Annotated in this window: 11 protein-coding genes; 9 read left to right on the top strand and 2 right to left on the bottom strand. The window is 67.3% G+C overall.

All coding sequences use genetic code 11. The annotated features are described in order from the left end of the window. Positions 1 to 1,284 precede the first annotated feature (1,284 nt). From ACWDKQ_RS30380 to ACWDKQ_RS30340, 9 genes are all read left to right on the top strand, one after another. The gene (locus ACWDKQ_RS30380; RefSeq protein WP_450142204.1) at positions 1,285 to 2,334 is read left to right on the top strand and encodes a radical SAM protein; all 1,050 of its coding nucleotides are present in this window, start codon (positions 1,285 to 1,287) and stop codon (positions 2,332 to 2,334) included. Beyond that, positions 2,331 to 3,269, top strand: a complete 939-nt coding sequence (locus ACWDKQ_RS30375) for a 2-oxoglutarate and iron-dependent oxygenase domain-containing protein (RefSeq protein ID WP_450142203.1) — start codon at positions 2,331 to 2,333, stop codon at positions 3,267 to 3,269. The genes ACWDKQ_RS30380 and ACWDKQ_RS30375 overlap by 4 nt, the downstream gene beginning before the upstream one ends. A gap of 9 nt (positions 3,270 to 3,278) precedes the next feature. Beyond that, positions 3,279 to 3,887 carry a nucleoside deaminase gene (locus tag ACWDKQ_RS30370; RefSeq protein WP_450142202.1) on the top strand — a complete coding sequence of 203 codons (609 nt, stop codon included), beginning with the start codon at positions 3,279 to 3,281 and terminating at the stop codon, positions 3,885 to 3,887. Positions 3,888 to 4,149: 262 nt separating this feature from the next. Further along, complete coding sequence (locus ACWDKQ_RS30365) at positions 4,150 to 4,773, top strand: YqcI/YcgG family protein (protein WP_450142201.1); 624 nt, start codon at positions 4,150 to 4,152, stop codon at positions 4,771 to 4,773. Beyond that, positions 4,746 to 5,984, top strand: a complete 1,239-nt coding sequence (locus ACWDKQ_RS30360) for a hypothetical protein (RefSeq protein ID WP_450142200.1) — start codon at positions 4,746 to 4,748, stop codon at positions 5,982 to 5,984. Before ACWDKQ_RS30365 ends, ACWDKQ_RS30360 begins: the two co-directional genes overlap by 28 nt. Before the next feature lie 40 nt (positions 5,985 to 6,024). Then, a complete protein-coding gene (locus ACWDKQ_RS30355) occupies positions 6,025 to 7,593 on the top strand; it encodes a carbamoyltransferase C-terminal domain-containing protein (protein ID WP_450142199.1) in 1,569 nt (522 codons plus the stop codon). Then, complete coding sequence (locus ACWDKQ_RS30350) at positions 7,590 to 10,745, top strand: amino acid adenylation domain-containing protein (RefSeq protein WP_450142198.1); 3,156 nt, start codon at positions 7,590 to 7,592, stop codon at positions 10,743 to 10,745. Before ACWDKQ_RS30355 ends, ACWDKQ_RS30350 begins: the two co-directional genes overlap by 4 nt. Further along, complete coding sequence (locus ACWDKQ_RS30345) at positions 10,742 to 14,173, top strand: AMP-binding protein (RefSeq protein ID WP_450142197.1); 3,432 nt, start codon at positions 10,742 to 10,744, stop codon at positions 14,171 to 14,173. Before ACWDKQ_RS30350 ends, ACWDKQ_RS30345 begins: the two co-directional genes overlap by 4 nt. Positions 14,174 to 14,238: 65 nt before the next feature. Next, complete coding sequence (locus ACWDKQ_RS30340) at positions 14,239 to 16,200, top strand: KedN5 family methylcobalamin-dependent radical SAM C-methyltransferase (protein ID WP_450142196.1); 1,962 nt, start codon at positions 14,239 to 14,241, stop codon at positions 16,198 to 16,200. A 226-nt stretch (positions 16,201 to 16,426) separates the two neighbouring features. Here ACWDKQ_RS30340 and ACWDKQ_RS30335 read toward each other — a convergent pair whose 3' ends face one another. Together ACWDKQ_RS30335 and ACWDKQ_RS30330 are read right to left on the bottom strand one after the other, a co-directional pair. After that, complete coding sequence (locus ACWDKQ_RS30335) at positions 16,427 to 16,600, bottom strand: DUF397 domain-containing protein (RefSeq protein ID WP_450142195.1); 174 nt, start codon at positions 16,598 to 16,600, stop codon at positions 16,427 to 16,429. Position 16,601: 1 nt separating this feature from the next. Further along, positions 16,602 to 17,459 (bottom strand): helix-turn-helix domain-containing protein, encoded by an 858-nt coding sequence (locus ACWDKQ_RS30330; RefSeq protein ID WP_450142194.1) that lies wholly within the window; start codon positions 17,457 to 17,459, stop codon positions 16,602 to 16,604. Positions 17,460 to 18,690 lie beyond the last annotated feature (1,231 nt).

Below are 18,690 nucleotides of genomic sequence, written 5' to 3'. Positions count from 1 at the left end.
CCACGTCCCACTCTCCCCGGGCCAGCGCTACCCGATCACACACCCATTCCGGCAGGCCGCCCTCCAGACACTTCTTACTGAGATCACCTCATTGGGTGCACCACGGGATTCGAATCGCTATTGCTTGGCAAGCTCACGCCCTGAGATTAAGGCGGACGGCTGACGACATCCAAGACATCAAGACCTATTTTGCACCTGCAACCGCAAGAGCTTGCACCTTCTTCTCGGTTCGCCCGCGTCCGAGATGGCGGCAAGCCGATGCGCGGAAGACGTCACTCGCCACGTCGCCGGCGGGCGGGCCCGGGACTGTCCCGCGACAACGAGGAGATCATGCCTGATCAGCGTCGTTCCACTCGACGGCGGCCTCAGCCGGGTCGGTGGCAACCTTCAGGTCGTCCAAGTCCGTGCCGTTGCCGCGGCCGTTGGGCAGCTTCAACGGCGCTGCCCGCCCTGGCCGCAGGCACCTCCGACCTCAAGTCTCGGAACTCGGCCGTAGCCGTAAGAGGTCCAACACTCACAGAGGCGCAGTGGTGCTTGGATGCTGCCTTCGATCGTCAGGTCCGCGGTTGAAGTCGTCGCCGCAGTCGACGTGGTGGATGCGCGGGGTGCAGCGGCGGCGCCCCCGAGGTCGCACTATTTGGGCAACAAGTTCTCGATCACGACGAGATCATGCACCGATGGCGGGCTGCCGCCCGACGTTCGCCGCCAGACGCAACAACGCGGTTGCACCCATCTGCCGTAATGCTCTATGGCGGCCTCAGGAAAATGAGTGAGCCGGATACGACGATAGTGCGAATCTTCTTGCAGCGAGGACCGTCGTTATTTAATGATATACGGGGTGTGCCACCCGAACTAGGGGGATTGTGACACGCAACGATGACAAGACGCAAATGCGTCAGAGTGAACCCCCAGCGCCGTCGGTGCGGTCGGCCTGCGCGGTTTTCAATGCAACCTGGCGCGACTCCTGCCGTTCGCCGATAGGGGCCATCCCTCGGCTTAGCGCCATGCGCCGCCCAGAATGTGCGATGACCACTACTGTTCAGGCACACAGGTCGCGAATGGCGCGGAGTTCACGACCCTCCCGCTGCAGGAGGCAGTGGTGTGCTCGTCAAAACTGCTCAGCACGGGATTTCGCCTTAAGATTGACACGCCCGCGCTGAACCTGTCGCACCTTTTCGGACATTTTTCCGCTGACGAATTTCCGCTGACGACCGAACGCGCCGCTGCAGTGCAGGACTGCCGTGTCGGCGAACCCAGGTTACGTTTTCGCAGAAAGAAGGAAGCATGACCGTCGCGCTCGACGAATTTCTCGGCGGGCTGTACCGCAGCTTCGGGCCCCCGAAACAAATGGGCGAGTCCGCGCCAGCCTCCAATCGACCCCATTTCTTCCTGCACCGGAACTTCCTGGGTGAGCAGGACCTGGCGATCCTCTTCAACACCAAGCGGTGCAGATACCAGTGCAAGTTCTGCGCGCTTCCGTTCAAGTCCTCCCGGGAGTGGATTCCGGAAGACCAGGTGCTCGCCCAGTTCAAGTATGTGCTGGAGGAAGACAAGCACGCGCTGGGCGTGTTGGAGAGGGTGACCATCGCCAACGAGGGCTCGGTGTTCGACGAGACGACCTTTCCCGCCGAGGCACTCACCCAGATCACGGCGGCGACCCGCAAACTTCCCCGGGTGCGCAAGCTGGTGATGGAGACCCGGCTGGAGTTCCTGACGGTCGAGCGTCTGCGGGAGATCGCCGGGATCAGCAGCAAGCAGATCGACATCCTCACCGGTTTCGAGACCGTCTCGGTGGACCTGCGGGAGCGCGTGCTAGGTAAGCGCGAGCCGCTGGAGAACTTCCTGCGCGGGCTGGACGCGGTGGCCGCCGCCGAGTGCGAGCTGACCGCCTACGTGCTGTTCAAGCCAGACCCGGCGATGACCGACGAGGATGCCTGGATCGAGGCAGAGAAGGCCATCGACTACCTGCACGAGCACTGCGCCACGCGCGGCGTGCCGCTGACCATCCGGCTCAACCCGATGTACGTGGCCCGCGGTACCCAGTGGGCGCGCCGGGCCGAGGAACTCAACGGCTACCACCCACCGCGACTGTCGGACATCATCGCGCTGGCCGAGAAGAAGCGGCAGGAAGGCATCCCGGTGTACCTCGGCCTGACCTCCGAGGGCCTCTCCGACGAGGAGAAGACCTACCGAGCCCGCGAGGACTTCACCCGAGGCCTGCTCAAGCAGGGGATCATCATGAACGGCGACGGTTCGGTCAGTCCGCGCCAGCACTTGCTGCCGATCACCGACGTCAGCTCCGGCGCTGCCGAGCCGGTGCTGGAACGCAAGTGACCGGCACGCCGGCCTCCCTCGTCCCAATCATCGACTGCTCGATGCTGCGCACCGATCCGGCAGATCCCGCGCTCACCGAGCAGATCGAGCAGGCGTGTCGGGTTTTCGGTGGTTTCGTCGCCAGCGGATGCGAGCTCACCGCTACCGGCGAGGCGTTCCGCCAGGCCCGGCGGTTCTTCGAACTACCGGAAGAAGCCCGGCGGGCGGTCGCGGCCGACCACAACAACCGCGGCTGGACCGAGCACCGCTCTGAGACCAGCCACGGGCGAGAACCCGACGTCAAGGAGGCGTTCCAAGTCGGGCGCGACCTCGGATCCGAGCATCCGCTGGTACGGGCCGGCGTTGCGCTGCATGGGCCGAACCGGTGGCCGGAGCTGCCTGGCTTCCAGGTTGGCGTGGAGGCGCTGTTCGAGCAGATTCAGGGGCTTTGCCTGGCCCTGAGCGTGCCGCTGGCCCGCGGACTCGGGCTGGATTCGGCCGGGCTGTGCAACCACCTGGCCGAGCCGTACACGTCGATGCGGCTGCACCGCTACCGGACGGTCGAACCCGAGACCCCGCGCACCGGCGAGGAGTTCGGGCATGCCCCGCACACCGATTTCGGTCTGCTCGGCATCGTTGTGCAGGAGGAAGGTGGCGGGCTCCAGGCAGAACATGGCGGCGAGTGGGTTGACGTGCCCGGCGGCGGCGACCTGATCACCGTGATCGTCGGCGACCTGCTGGCTTGGTGGAGCGGTGGCAGGTACCGGGCTTTGCGGCACCAGGTGCCCACGCCGCGGCAGCGGGACCGGTACTCGATCGCGGCGTTCATGAATCCCGCGTTCAACCGGTCGTTGCACCCGCTGAACAACGCCGAAGCGCAACCGCAGCGGTGCGGGAAGTTCATCCTCGATGCCGCACATGGTGCCAAAACCGCCCCGGTTAGTGAGAACGGTTAGGTGAGGCAGATGGAAGAGGCGTTCAAGCGCGGCCGCGCGCTGCTCGCCGAGCTGGGGTCCGCAGGCGGTCAGGTCACCGAACTGGCCAAGCGGCTCGCCGCGGACGAGGGCTCGCCGGACAACGAGCAGGACCCGTGGGTTTGGCTGTGCTGCGTGCTCGGGTTGGTCTCGGTGCAAGAGGGCAACTACGGCGTCGGCGCGGTGGTCGTGCGCGGCAGCGAGCTGATCTGCGAGGGCCGGAACAAGTTGCTGAGGCCCCGGCTGAACACCTCCGCGCACGCGGAGGCGCAGGCCCTGGACACGTTCGAGGCGCGGTTCGGGGACTTGGCGGCCGGGCACGGGACGGTGCTCTACACCTCGCTGGAGTGCTGTCCGATGTGCACGGTCAGGTTGCTGAACTCAGGCATCCGCACAGTGCGGTACGTCGCGCCGGACGGGGACGGCGGCATGGTCGTCAGGATGGACTGCCTGCCGCCTTATTGGCAGCGCCTTGCCACCGGGCGGGAACCGCGACAGGTGTTCGAACCGGCCGACTGCTCTGCCGGGCTTGCCCAGCTCGCCGCGGACGTCTTCGCCGCGACCGAAAAGCGGCTCAATGACGAGGTCGTCCGGTCCTGATCCCACGCGCAGGGTTTCCGCACCGCCGATGTGGCAGTTGTGCGCAGGCCGGTACGCCCGGACCGCGACCCGTCGGCGGCGCTGCTGCCGGCGCACTCGATGCGCGAACAGCACCCAGCGCAGCGAAGCGCGCGAGCGCTGCGGAGATGGCTTGCCAACAGCACACGAACCCGGAACGAGGAACGCAATGACCCCGGCCCCCGATCCTCCGAGCACCACTGTCCGCCCCGGCGAAGCGCCGTGTCTGCGACGGTTCGCCCCTGTGCGCAGCGCAACGCACTGCGTCTACGCCCCGTCGTCCCGGCTGTGGGGCTCCCCTGGATGGGACCACGACCGCACGCCCGAGGAGAATCTCGGCGCGATGCTGCCGGTGCTGTGCGACTTCATCGACCAGGCCCGCGCAGCCAACTTGGACGGATTCGTCATCGAGTTGCCCGAGCCCCGTTTCGGCACCACCGTGGACGCGCTCGCGCAGACCACGCACGCGGTGTTGAAGTTCCTCAGCGACCACGATCCCGCCGACGGTCACACCATGGCTGCCGAGATCGAGACGGTTTCTTGGTGCTTCTGCTTCGGTGGCGAGTTGTTCTTCGTGAACACCTTCGGGCCTTGCTACCCGGCGGAGCATTCGCGGTACGCCTTCGGCGCGGACGCGAGTTACGTGCTGCTGCAACCGCGGCACTCCTTCGGCCGGGTGCTGCGCCCCGGTGAGACTGTGCTGCCAGCCGTCGTGCGGGAGCGCATCCGTCGTGACTACGACCGCCACGACCGCGGCTACGACCCACACATCAGCTCCAATCCGTGCGAGGCGTGGCGGGTGGTGCGGCCGCTGGGCGCGGACGACCCGGTGGTGCGCTGGTGGGAACTGCCGGCGGTGTTCCCGTGAATCCGTCGGCCGGTACCACCTGGGCCGAAGCGGACGTCGCGGACCTGGCCAGGTTCGCGCTCGGCGACCGGCCCGAGTTCACTGTCGAGTTGCGGCTGCGCCCGCGCTCCGAGGTGGTGCCGCTGATCGAGCATCGCTCGGCGCGGGACCAGTACGGGCTGCTGCTGGACCCGCTCGGCGCGCTGCATTTCCGTACTCGCAAGCCGCGGCAGTGGATGCTGGCCCAGCAGCTCAGGGCCTTCCCGACGCGGGCGTTCACCGCGGTGCTGGACCTGTGCCCGTTACGCGGGGATGCGGAGACGACGCTGTTCAGCTACGCGGTACCGGAGGCGGGCACCGTGCTGGCGCTGCGCGAGCAGCGGGCCGGCGGGCTGACCCTGGACATCGCCGGGGAACAGGTGTCGTTTGAGGTGTTCCTCGACTACGCGCAGTGGCAGCGGCTCGCGGTCACCTGGGACTCCGTGACCGGTCAGGCGCGGCTGTACCAGGACGACGGCCCAGCACGGGTCACCGCGGAGGCAACCGGCAAACCGCTGCCGCCGCTGGACTTCCCGCTCTCGACGCGGACAGCGGCGCGCGGTGCGGAGCTGCCGCCCGGTGGCTCGCTGGTTGTCGGGCAGTACCAGGGCGCGCCCGGGGTGCTGGGCGAGTTCGACCTGCGTCGCGGCTTGCGCGGCTCGGTCTCCGAGGTCGACTTGTGGGCGGATGGCGACGGACCGGCCAATCGTCCACAGTGGACCTCCAGGCCGAGTCCGGGAGCCGTCGGACGCTGGCGGTTCACCGCGGGCGGCCTCGCCGTAGGTGAGACGCCAGGCTCAAGCGGAGCGGCAAGCCCCGCGCATTTGGGCGGATTCGGCCCGGGCGAGCTGCGCGACGTGCGCGCCTACCGGGTGGTTGCCGTGCTCGGCAACCGCGCGTGGACGTCCCGGTCCGCACTGCCCGTCGGCGGCACCCATCGGATCGAAATGCGCGGCACTGGCGGAGACCCCGAGCTGCTCGTCGACGGGGCGCCGCTGGCGCTGGATCCGCTCGATCCCCGCGATCTGCGCTGTTTCGACGCCCCGCGGTTCCGCATCGGACCGGTGCAGGACGTGACCCGGGTGCGCCTGGATCGCGGCGGGGAGAAGGCGCATGAATTCGTCACGGCCGACCGCTGCGGCGACCGGCTGCGCTCCCGATCCGGCAGCCCAGACCTGGGCGTCGAGCAATGACCCGTGCAAACCCGCCAGACCACCGAGGAGCTGATCTCGCGTGCTGATCCTGTCGTTCAAGGAAGGCCACGACGGCGCGGTCGCCGCCATCGAGGACGGACAGTTGCTGTTCTCCATGGAGGCCGAGAAGGACTCCTACCCACGCTACGACCGGCTCACCGCCGAATTGCTGCTGAGGGCCGCCGATCGTCTGCCCCGCCAACCCGATGTCGTCGCGGTCGGTGGCTGGGTGAAGGGCTGGCACTCCGTCGAGCCGCCGTCGCGAACCGGCTACTTCGGAATCGGGCCCGGTTCGGTCACCGACGAACTCGGGCGGTTCTTCGGCCACGAGACGCGGATCTTCTCCTCCACCCACGAACGCTCGCACATCATGACCGCCTACGGTCTCGGGCCGGTTCCGACCGGGGAGCCCGCCTATTGCCTGGTGTGGGAGGGCAACATCGGCTCGTTCTACCGGATCGACGAGCGCGGCGAAGTCACCCACCTCAAGCACGTGCTCACCGACCCCGGCAACAAGTACGCGTACTTGTTCGCGCTGGCTGACACGAACTTCCCTGACTTGCCGGGGCATTTCCGGTTCCAGGACGCAGGCAAGCAGATGGCGTTGACCGGTTTCGCCGAGCAGGGTGCCGTGCTGCCGGAGGAGAAGGAGCTCATCGAGTTCCTCCTCGCCCAGGACGGCATCGTGCTGGGACTGCCCAAGGCCGATGTGGCGTGGTCGCCGTATCACAACGTCGGGATCCAGTCGCAGGAGTACAAGAACATCGCGGCGAAGTTCTCCGATGCGATCTTCGACCGGTTCTACGACTACGCGGCCCAGCACCTCACGGAGGGCCTGCCTCTGCTGATCTCCGGCGGCTGCGGGCTGAACTGCGAATGGAACCGGCGGTGGGCCGAGTGCGGGCTGTTCCCGCAGGTGTTCGTGCCACCGTGCCCGAACGACAGCGGCTCCGCGCTCGGCACCGCTATCGACGCGCAGTTGCACCACACCGGGTCCGCGCAGGTCAGCTGGGACGTCTACGCCGGCGAGGAGTTCGTCGAGGACGCGACCTTCGACCCCGCCGTGTACGAAGTGCGCCCCCTGGATCATGCCGCTGTCGCCGGGTTCTTGGAACAGGGCAACGTGATCGCCTGGGTGCAAGGACGCTACGAGATGGGGCCGCGCGCGCTGGGCAACCGCTCCCTTTTCGCCGCGCCGTTCAGCCGGGAAACGCACGAGCGGCTGAACACGATCAAGAAACGCGAGGGCTACCGACCGATCGCCCCGATCTGCCTGGAAAGCGACGCACACCAGTGGTTCAGCGGGGCGATCCCGGACCCGCACATGCTCTACTTCAGCGACGTCCGCACCGACGCGCTGCAGGCGGTCACGCACGTCGACGGCACCGCACGCACTCAGACCGTCACGCCGGAGCAGAATCCGCAGGCGGCGCGGCTGCTCACCGCGTTCCGGGAAATCACCGGGTACAGCGTGCTGTGCAACACCTCCCTGAACTACTCGGGTCGTGGCTTCATCAACCGCACCACGGACCTGATCGACTACGGCGAAAAGCACGGCCTGGACGGATACGTCGTCAACGGCACCTTCGCCACCCGGCGGCACTCGTGAGCGCACCGCCGACCGCCACGACCTGCATCACGCTCGCCAGGGCGCAGGCGGCGCGAGAGCCAGACGCACCGGCGGTGATCTGCGAGCGGGACGGGCGCACGCACCGGCTCGACCACGGCGAGCTGCACGGCCGGGCGAACCGGCTGGCGGCGGCGCTGCTGGGCACCGGCCTTCCCCGCGGGGCACCGGTCGCGGTGCTCACCGCGCGGACCGAGTGGGCGATCTCCGCACTGCTCGGCGTCATGTCGGCCGGATTCGCGCACCTGCCGCTGACCACCGAATACCCGGTGGAGCGGATCCGGCTGCTGCTGAGCGAGAGCGGTTGCCGGGTGGTCGTCGCCGACGAAGCGGGACGGCAGGCGCTGGCGGGGCTCGGCGAGTCCCTCGGGATCACCGTGCTCGCTCCCGACCAGCCCGACGCGCCCATGCCCGACGTGGTGCCGGAGCCCGGAGACGTCGCGGCGCTGCTGTTCACCTCGGGTTCGACCGGCACCCCGAAGGGCGTGCTGGTCGAGCACGGCGGTCTGGCCAACCTGGTCGACGGGTTGCAGGAGATGCTCTACGCCCCGCTGGGCGGGCGGACCGTTGAGGCGCTGTCCGCCCCGCTGGTGTTCGACGCCGCGCTCCAGCAGACGCTGTCCTGCCTGTCCAACGGCGGCACGCTGCTGCTGCTCGGGGACGCCGACCGGCGCGATCCGCGGCTCTTCCTGAATCTGATCGCACGGCACCGGGTCGGACTGATCAACGTCGTCACGCCTTTCCTCGGTGCATTGGTCGACGCCGGGCTGGGCGAGGACTGCGAGCTCGGGCTGCGGCACGTGGTCACCGGCGGGCAGGCGGTTCCGACCGCGGTGGTGCGTCGGCTGCTAGACCGGCCGGCTGGACGAGATCTGGTGATCTGGAACATGTACGGCCCCACCGAGGCCACAGTGGACGCCACCTGCCTGCGGGTGGATCGGGAGACGCCGCTGCCGGGTAGCACCCTCGCGCTGGGCACCGCACTGCCAGGTGTGACCGTCGACATCCGCGACGAGCGGCTGGAACCGGTCGCTGCCGGTGAGATCGGGGAGATATGCATCGGCGGCGCCGGGCTCGCCCGCGGCTACCTGCGTCCAGCCCAGCCGGGCGCGGCCGGTTTCACCGCCTTGGGCGGGGCACGGATCTACCGCACCGGTGACCTCGGGCGGCTTGACTCGGACGGCGGGTTGCAGTTTCTCGGGCGGCTGGACGACCAGTACAAGGTGCGCGGCTACCGCGTAGAACCCGGCGAGGTCGGGAACGTGCTGATGTCCTGCCCGGGCGTGGCCGAGGCCGCGGTGGTGGCCGTGCCGGACGGGGCAGGCGACACCGACCTGGTCGCGTTCCACGCCGCCGAGGACTCGGTATCTGATGAGGACGTGCGGGCGCACGCACGCGCCCAACTGCCGCCGTGGATGGTGCCGAGCCGATTCCTGCGCAGGGCAGCGCTTCCGCACACACCGAACGGGAAGATCGACCGCGCGACTCTCGAAGACGAGGCCACAGCGCTGCTGGCCGCTGTGCACGACCCCGTCGCGGCGCTGCCCGCACCGGCCGAGATCGACGGCACCGAGATCGCCAGACTCTTCGACGCCGTGCTGGGCACCAGCGGGCTGTCCCCGGATGCGGACTTCTTCGCCTCCGGCGGGCACAGTCTCAAAGCGATGCGGCTGGTCAACGCGATCTCAGCGCGCTGGCGGCGCACCATCGCGCTGGGCACCGTCTACGCCCACCCCAACCCCCGGGAGCTTGCCCGCGCAATCAATGAGCAGGACCGTGTCGACGCCGCGCCGTCCGGACTCCCCCGGGCGGAGGAGGCCGAGGACTATCCGCTCTCCTATGCGCAGCAACGACTTTGGACACTGCACCAGCTCGGAGGCGCGCTGGCCTACAACGTGCCGATCGTGATGGAACAGGGCGAGGTGGACCGGGCCGCGTTGGAGGAAGCGTTGTCCATCGTGGTCGAGCGACACGAGAGTCTGCGGACCTCGTTCACCGTCCGCAGCGGCGAAGTCCGGCAGCGCGTGCACGCCGAGGGCACCATTGCGCTGCGCACCGTCGACCTCTCCACCGCCGTCGACGCTCGGCAAGCCGCCGAGCAGGTGGTGCGGGACGACTGCGAGACCCCGTTCGACCTGGCTGACGCCCCGCTCGGCCGGGCGGTGCTGATCCGGTTGCCGGACCGGCGGAGCTGGCTGGTGCTCACGCTGCACCACATCATCTGCGACGGCTGGTCGATTGTGGTGCTGTCCCGGGAGCTCAACGAGGCCTACCGCGCGAGCCGCCACGGCACCCGGCCCGAGCTGCCGGAACTACCCGCCCGCTACCGGGACTTCGCGGTCTGGGACCGCGGCCGGGACCTCGCCTCCCGCACGCCCGCCTGGCGCGAACGGCTAGCTGGGGTGCCCGACCACCTGCCGCTCCCGGTGGACTTCCCCGGCCGGGAGAAGCAGGAGGCGTTCCGCGGCGGCACCCGCAGCCGCACTTTCGATGAGGAGCTGTCCGCGCGGCTGCGGGTGCTGGCCATCGACGCCGAGTGCACGCCCGCCGCGGTGTTCCTCGGGTTGTTCGGCTGGCTGCTGCACCGGCTGACCGCGCTGGAGGACATCTGCATCGGGATGGGCACCGCCGCCCGCATCCACCCGGACATCGAGGGGCTGGTCGGTTTCTTCGTCAACGTGCTGCCGATCCGGCTGTTCCCCGGACCGGACATGGACTTCCCGGAGCTGGTCGCGCACACCTCTGCGGCGCTGACCGCGGCGCTGGAGCAGCAGGACTGCCCGGTCGACGTGCTCGTGCAGGACCTGAATCCGAAGCGCACCGCGGGCACCCAGCCGCTGACCAACGTGATGTTCGCCTACCAGAACTTCGCCGACGTCTTCGCCGCCTCACCGAAGCCTCCCGGGAGCACCGACGGCGTCGCTGACGAACTGTTCCTCGACCAGTCCCGGTTAGTCGAAATCCCCTTGGACACCGCCAAGTTCGACCTGACGCTCTACGTGCACGACACGGGCGGCGCGCTCCGGGTCGAGTTCGAGTACGACGGTCAGCTGTTCCGCCCCGTGACCGTCGACCGCTACCTGGCCGCGTTGGAGCGGCTAGCCCGAGCCGTCACATCGGAGGTCCGCGCGTGAAACTGTCCGACATCCAGCTGTGGGAAGGCGACGACGAGGCCGCCGACGCCGCGCGTACCGCGAACGCCACCGCACGCCCATTTCCCGCCGACCGCACCGTCGGCGAGCTGTTCGCCCAGCAGGTCGCCGCGACCCCCGACGAGGTGGCCGTGGTCGACGGCCCCGCCCGGCACACCTACGTCGAGCTCGCCGCGAACGCCGACCTGCTCGCGCGCTTCCTCATCGACCAGGGCGTGCAACCTGGCGTGCACGTCGGGGTGCTGCTCCGCCGCTCCTACCGGCTGGTCGTGGCGATACTCGCGGTGCTCAAAGCGGGAGGTGCCTACGTGCCGCTGAACCCCGAGCTACCCAGCGCCCGGCTGCACTCGCTGATGCGGGACACCGGCCCCCTGGTACTGATCTCGGAGCGGGAGCTGGTCGCCGCCTACAATGACCTGTTCTGGAACAGCGCGCCCACCCGTGCCTGCATCTGCGTGGACTCCACCGACGTGCTCGCCGAGTTGGAGCCGGCGGGCACCCGGATGAGCCTGGAGTTGTGGAACTACGTCGCCGACCACGCCGACGACCCGATCTCGGCGAATGGCTGGCGCAGCCCGTACACGGGGGCACGGATCACCGATCAGACGCTGAACACCTATGTGCGGGCTACCGCGGGAAAGATCGCGGACTACCTGGGCCCAGCCAAGGCCATGCTGGAAATCGGGTGCGGTACCGGCACCACACTGCGCGGACTCGCGCCGCGAGTGGGGCGCTACGTCGGCATCGACCCGGCCGCCGGGGTACTGCGCTGGGCCGAGCGGGCGCGCGAGGAGGAGGGACTGGACAATGTCTCGCTGCACGAACTCGGTGCGCTGAACCTCGACGAGCTGCCGCCCGACTCGGACGGCCCGTTCGACATCGTGGTCTTCAACAGCGTGGTGCAGAGTTTCGGCGGGGTGAATTACCTGCGCACCGTGCTGCGCGAGGCCATCGGTCGGGTCGGAGAGCGCGGCGCGGTCTACCTCGGGCACGTGTGGGACGCCGCACTCCGCGAAGAGTTCCTCGCCTCGGTGGCCGCCCGGCACAGGCCCGAGCACGGCGGGCGGCCGATGTCCGCAGCGGACGCGTTGTTCGTCCCATCGGCGTTCTTCGAGGACCTGCCGAACCACTTTCCGGAGTTGTCGGCCGTCGAGGTCACGCCGATGGCGTTCCACGACGAGGAGCTGACCACCTACGCCTACGACGTGTTGCTGCACGTCGACCGCGCGGCCACGGCCCGCCGCCGACCCGCTCCAGAGAAGGTCCAGTACGACACCCACGCGCTGAACACCCTGGCCGCGGTCCGCCCGCCGGTCAATCGGCACTCACCCGACGCCACCGCCTACGTCATCCAGACCTCCGGCTCCACCGGCGCTCCCAAGAGCGTCGCGGTGGGAATGCGGTCGCTGGTCAACCTGCTGTGGTGGTATCGGGATTTCTGCGAGCTGGGCGTGGGCGCCCGAGTTGCGCAGATCATCGCCTGCAGCTTCGACGCGTCGATCAAGAACTACCTGGCCCCGCTGGTCTCCGGCGCGGCCGTGGTGCTCGCACCCGACACGGCCTACGACCCGCGAGTGCTGCTAGAGCTGGTGGATCGCGAAGAGGTCACAGTGCTCAACCCGGGTGTGCCCTCGGCGGTGTATCCGCTGCTGGACCTGGCCGCCGCGGACGGATTCCGGGCGTTGCGCTCGTTGCGGCATCTGGCGCTCGGCGGTGAGACGCCAGACCTGGCACGGCTGCTCCCATGGCTGGATTCCGGCGCGTGCAGGGCGAAGGTCCACAACATCTACGGGCCGACCGAGGCCACCGACATCGCGTGCGCCGCGGAGATCGACCGAGCCGCCGCTGCTGAGGGCGGACCGGTGCGGATCGGTTTCCCGATCCCGAACGTCTCCGCGCACGTGCTCGACCAGCACCTCATCGAGCAGCCGGCCGGTATCGTCGGCGAACTGCACCTTGCAGGCACCGGGCTGGCCGCCGGTTATCTGTCAGACCCCGAGCTCACTGCGGAGAAGTTCACGACGGCCTCTCCCGCACTGCCCGGTCAGCGGCTGTACCGCACCGGCGACCGCGCTCGGCGGCTGCCGGACGGTTCCCTGGTGCTGGTGGGACGGGTGGACGCGCAGGTCAAGCTGCTCGGCCACCGCACCGAACTCGGCGAGGTGGAACAGAAACTGCGCGAGCTGCCGGGTGTCCGGGAGGCTGCCGCGGTGGTCCGCCCCGTGCCCGGCACCGACGAACTGCGCCTGTGCGGCTACGTCCTGCCCGAGCCGGGCTGCGAGCCGGAGACCCTCGGCCTTCGCGCGGCGCTGACCCGGTTCCTGCCGGCCGCAGCGGTGCCAGCGGACGTCGTGGTGGTGGAGAGCTGGCCGCGCAACGCCAACGGCAAGATCGACCGGAACGCCCTGCCATCCCCGGAACAGGCCCGCCGGGCCGCCGCACGGCCGCCGCGCACCGAGACCGAGCGCGTCCTCCTGCCGCTGTGGCACGAGGTGCTGGCCGACGACACGGTCTCGCTGGACGAGAACTTCTTCGTCGCCGGCGGGCACAGCCTCGGCGCGGCGCTGCTGGCCATCCGGATCCGCGAGGAGTTGCACCGCGATGTGTCGATTGTGGACGTATATCGGGCGCAGACCGCGGCTGCGCTGGCTAAGCTCATCGACCAGCGGCCGGCGGCCGACAGCCCGCTGACGCTCCTCGCCGACGGCGAAGGCAACGCGGTGTACTGCTTCCCACCGATCGCCGGGCATTCCTGGGCGATGGCAGGGTTCGCCCAGCATCTCGGGTTTCGCTGCTACGGCTTCGACTTCCCCTTCGACGCCGGCACCGACGCGGCCGCAACAGCGGCAGAGCTGATCACCGCGACCAGGGTAGGCGGCCCGCGGTTCCTGGTCGGCTACTCCGCCGGTGGTGTGTTCGCGGCCGCCACCGCGCTGGCGTTGCGCAACCGCGGTGAGCGGGTCGACGGGCTGGTGCTGCTCGACTCCAAACCCCCGCAACAGCGCGAACCGGCCTCCGACGTGACTGCCGCGAAGATGGTGCAGGAGGTCCTGTCCGACCCGAACCTCGCCGCGCACGTCCGGCAGACCGGCCGCGAGCGGGTCACCGCCGTCGTCGAGCGCTACACCCGCTGGTACGCAGGCGTCCCCGTGCCACCAGAACTGGACATCGATGTGCTGCTGTTGCTCGCCGATGGCGATGACACCTCCTGGGCCACCGACTGGCAGCGGCTGACCACCGGCGAAGTCCGGGTGCAAAGCGGCACTGGCGGCCACGCCGACCTGCTGTCGGGCACCAATGCGGTCGCCAACGCCGACCCCGTCCGCACCTGGCTCGCGCAGCGCAGCAGCACCACCGAAGAAGTTCGCATGATCGGCCCCGGCATCCCCGAGCTCCACGTCGAGTCCTAGCCGCACCTCCTGCCCCCAAAACAGTCCCGCCCCGACCGGTTCGGGGCGCTACGAAACGTGCGCTCATGACGAAGATGATCAAGGTTGCGCTGGTTCAGCAGGGCGTCTGGCACATGGCCAAGGAATCGATGCCGCTGGCCGCGGGCTACCTCGCGGCGGTGACCCAAGAGCAGTTCGGCGAACACTGCGATGTGCGGATCTTCAACGCGTCCGGCTCGATGACCCCGCTGGAGATGGCGGTGGACATCCTGCGGGACGGGGTGCCCGACGTGATCGGGTTCTCCGTGCTCGGTTGGAACGTGCGCCAGTTCGCGTCGGTGGCTGAGACGGTCAAGCAGGCCAACCCGGAGGCCGTCGTGGTCTTCGGCGGAAACCACGTGGCCAACCAGGCCGAACGGGTGCTTACCCGGGACGTCGCCGTGGACGTCGTGGTCAACGGCGAAGGCGAGATCACCTTCGCCGAGCTGCTGCGTGCGGTGCTGGAGGACACCTCGTATGCGGATGTCCGCGGCATCTCCTACCGCGGTGAGGACGGCTCGATCGTCACCACCGAGGAGCAGCCGCGGCTCGACGACCTGGATGTGATCCCCTCTCCGATCCTCACCGGCGTGCTGCCGCTGGTCGACGAGCGCGGCGAGTTCCGCTACGACGTCGCGCTGATAGAGACCAACCGCGGTTGCCCCTACCACTGCTCGTTCTGCTTCTGGGGCGGCGCGGTGGGCCAGAAGGTTCGCGCGTTCTCCCGCGAACGGCTGCGCGCCGAACTAAAGGTGCTGGCCAAGGCGAAGGCGCACACGGTCGTGCTCTGCGACGCCAACTTCGGGATGCTGCGCCAGGACATGGAGTTCATCGAGGACTTCATCGAGGTCCGCGAGCGGTACGGCTACCCGCGGGCGCTGGAGACCTCCTGGGCGAAGAACAAGTCCAAGGTGTTCCGCGACATCGTTCGCCGGATGCGCGAGGTGGGCCTGGGCAGCTCGTTCACCCTCGCCCTGCAGACACTGAACGACTCCGTGCTGGACCTGATGAACCGCCGCAACATGAAGATCAACCAGTGGCGAGAACTGACGGAGTGGTTGGCCGCAGAAGGGCTGGACTGCTACGCCGAGCTGATCTGGGGCGTGCCCGGCGAGACCCCGAAATCTTTCCTCGAGGGCTACGACGAGCTCGCCAAGAACGTCTCCCGCATCGCCGCCTACCCGCTGTTGCTGTTGCCGAACACGGACTTCTCCGATCGGCGGGAACAGCACGGCTTCATCACCGTGCGCGGGCAGCGGGACGACTTCGAATACGTGCTCTCGGCCCGCGGGATCTCGCTGGAGGAGAACATCCGGATGCAACGCTTCCTGTTTTGGGCGCGGCTGCTGGCCGAGAACCTGGTGCTGCGCGAGGTCTGGCCGGTGTTCCGCGCCGTGCTCGGCTGGACCCAGTCCACCTGCATACTCTCGCTGGCGGACTTCGTCGAGGCGCAGCAGGGCCACCCGGGCGCGGCACTGCTGCGCGAGGCAGCGGAAAGCTCCACCGCCGACCCGGATTCGCTGGCCCCGGCGCTGGAGTACTGTTTCGCCACCAAGGAGTTCGCCGAGCTCGTCGAGCAGTGGTGGATCAACACCGTCGAACCTGCAGCCCCCGTGAATTGGCGTTGGGCACTGCATGAAGTGGTCCGCTACGACCTGGACACCCGCCCGCTGCCGGAGCCGGCGCGGCGCGGCGTGTCCGACGCGGAGCTGATCAGCATCGATGGCGAAGACCACTGGTCGGTTGAACGCACTTACCGCCTGGACGTTCCCGCGCTCGCGCGTTCGGTCCGGGAGCACGGCAAGGTATCCGAGCCGGTCCCCGACGACCGCCGCATCCGCCTGCTGTACAAGCACGGCTTCGCTGAACTCGTCCGCTCCACCAACCACGAGGAAACCGCGCACTTCGTCGCCCGCCCAGACGCCGTACCCGCCCCCGCCGCGCAACTGCTGCCCCACAGCAGCCGACCGGACCGCCCAGCCGCCCGGCCGGAAAACCACGTGTCGTAGTTGGACCACGCCGGTAACTGAGTCAGCGGGACCATTGCTGGCGAAACAAGACGCAGCAACCGGACGCACCCTGACACTCGAATTAGCGCTGGGTGTGCAACCAATGCAGTTTCGACGTTGTTGAGCGCGCCCACTCGACTTTCGGGGCATAGTCGAGGATCACCGAAGATGCAACGGCAGAAACCAACAATGACGCCCCGGTGCCACGCACCGGGGCGTCATACATTCAGCGGTCGAAACGACCCTGCCGCACCGCACGAACGAAGGTGCTCACGTCGACAGCCAACGTCGGCCCGTGAGGGTCCTTAGAATCGCGGATAGCGTCCAGCGCCGTAGTTAATTCGACACAGTTTCCATTCGCACTCGAGTAGCTCGATTTGATCCATTGTTGAATTAACATTTTAACTCCATTCATCGACGACTATTCGAGTGATTAGCTCGATTGCCTCAGCTTGATCCAATGCGATCCTGTTCATTTCGCCTATGGCCTTGCGATAAGCTCCAATGTCGTCTTCATCTTGATTGAAAGCTCCCGAACTGTGGTGCTCAAAATGAACCACGGGAGGAGTATCGTTAAATTCATAAAATACGAACGGTCCCGGCGACCCGGGATGCCAGCCTACCCGCTGTGGAACCACCCGAACCGACACATTCGGCTGTTCAGCAACTTTGACCAGGTGCCGAAGCTGTTCGGCCATAGTATCGGCCGGTCCAATTGGTTCGCGTAGCGCAGCCTCGGCAATTAGCGCATGAAATCGGACAGGGTTTCTACTGGCTAGAACATCCCGTCTTGCGACCTTAACCATTACACGAGATTCGATCTCGTGCTGAGGCAGACTATCCAGGCGTGCACTTGCAACTACGATAGCGCGTGCGTACTCAGTAGTTTGCAGCAATCCGGGTATCAGGCATGGGTGCCAATCGGTAATACTCGATGCTGCTCGCTCGCACTCCCACGCTCCCGCAAGTTGCTGCGGGATGCCCGGTATACCCACGGTCAGCCAATTAGGTTCGCTTGCGTTCCGAGCTAGAGCGAGAATTCTTTCGCGTTCCTCCGGCGACGTACGTAGTATCGCGAGGATCATCGCCGTTGTTTCAACACTCGGAACCCGCTTTCCGGTTTCAATCCTCGATAGGTGCGATTGATCTATCGACAATCTGTCGGCTAGTTCCCGTGTGCTGATTCCGTGTTCTTTGCGAGCCTCGCGCAGAGCAGCCGAAAGCGCCCTAGCACGTGGCGATCCGGTGGCTGTAGCCATGCGATACATCCTTACGTGTCATCCGGGCTAGATCACCCGTTTAGAGGAATTGCGATGCCAGGTGCGCATCACCCAATCTCTTGCCTGCGCTGATCATCCCTTGCTGCATCAGCGTACTTGTCAGGTCAACACATGTGGGAGGCATCATGGCGGGTCACAGCGCCGTTCCTGGTCCACCTGGCCCAGCTGGTCCGCCCGGCCAGACGCCCGAGGGTAGCGGCGTGCGGTGGTTCCGCTACAAACATGGCGTCGTTGCGTGAGTCGAAACGTGTCCTGCACTGCGCGGAAGAATCCAGGGATGGCACGGTGACGTCCGTATCTGGGGAGAAGTTCCGACGCGTGCTGGTGGAAGAGTGTGAGGAGGGTGAAGGGACCGCGTGCGTTCCCTGCCTGCTAGTCGTTATTTCCAGAGCTGATCGACCGGCCGATATGCCACCCGTGGCTCAGGTTCCGGCCGACACGCTTGCTGTGATGCTTGCCGAAGCCCAATGGGCAATCAACGATGCGCAGTTCAATATCGTGCGGGGCGACTACCCCCTAGAGAACCAGGTAGTGCTAGCGGACAAATTGCGGCGACTCTCCCATGTACTTCACGTTCGGGCTCATGCCATGAAATCAGACGGGGGCACAGGGTGAGCGGAGCGGGCTTGTTCGGACCAGCGCCCGCGATGGACGGGTGCGCGGGTCTGCCTGGGGTCCGGGTGGTTTGGACTGATCATCTCGGGTATGCACACGAACGCAAGCCCGGCACCATCGCGACTTCGCGATGCGGTCTCAACATGGGCAAGTCCAATACGCCACCACTCGTGAGACCGTGCCGCGACTGCCTTAAAGCAGCAATGCGGGAAGAGTCACCCGCCGAAGTGGCTATCGGACGTCATAGACGTACGGCATGACCCCAGACGCGGCCCGGTGCCGGTCGACACTGGATATCCAAGTGTCGTGCCCCCCGGCCCGGCATCGGTCCGTCGCGGCCGGTTGGTGGCAGATCCTCCAGCCGCCAACCGGCCGCACCCACGTGATTCCTCATTTTCAAACTAGTACGAACGGTTTTAATGTAGTGCGAACGTCGCCGCAAAGATTCAGCACAGACAAGTTGATAAATCTCACCAAGGAAGAGAGGGACGTCATATATTGAGCCTTATTCACGAGCATTACCAGCCGAGTCGATAGAATTCGAGCGCCGTGATGATGCGGACAATTCCGGGGAGTTCGGCGAGGCGCCCTCGAT

The organism is Saccharopolyspora sp. NPDC000995 (assembly GCF_053599315.1).
The sequence above is the reverse complement of the archived record's forward strand: the minus strand, read 5'-3'. Positions and strand labels throughout refer to the sequence as shown.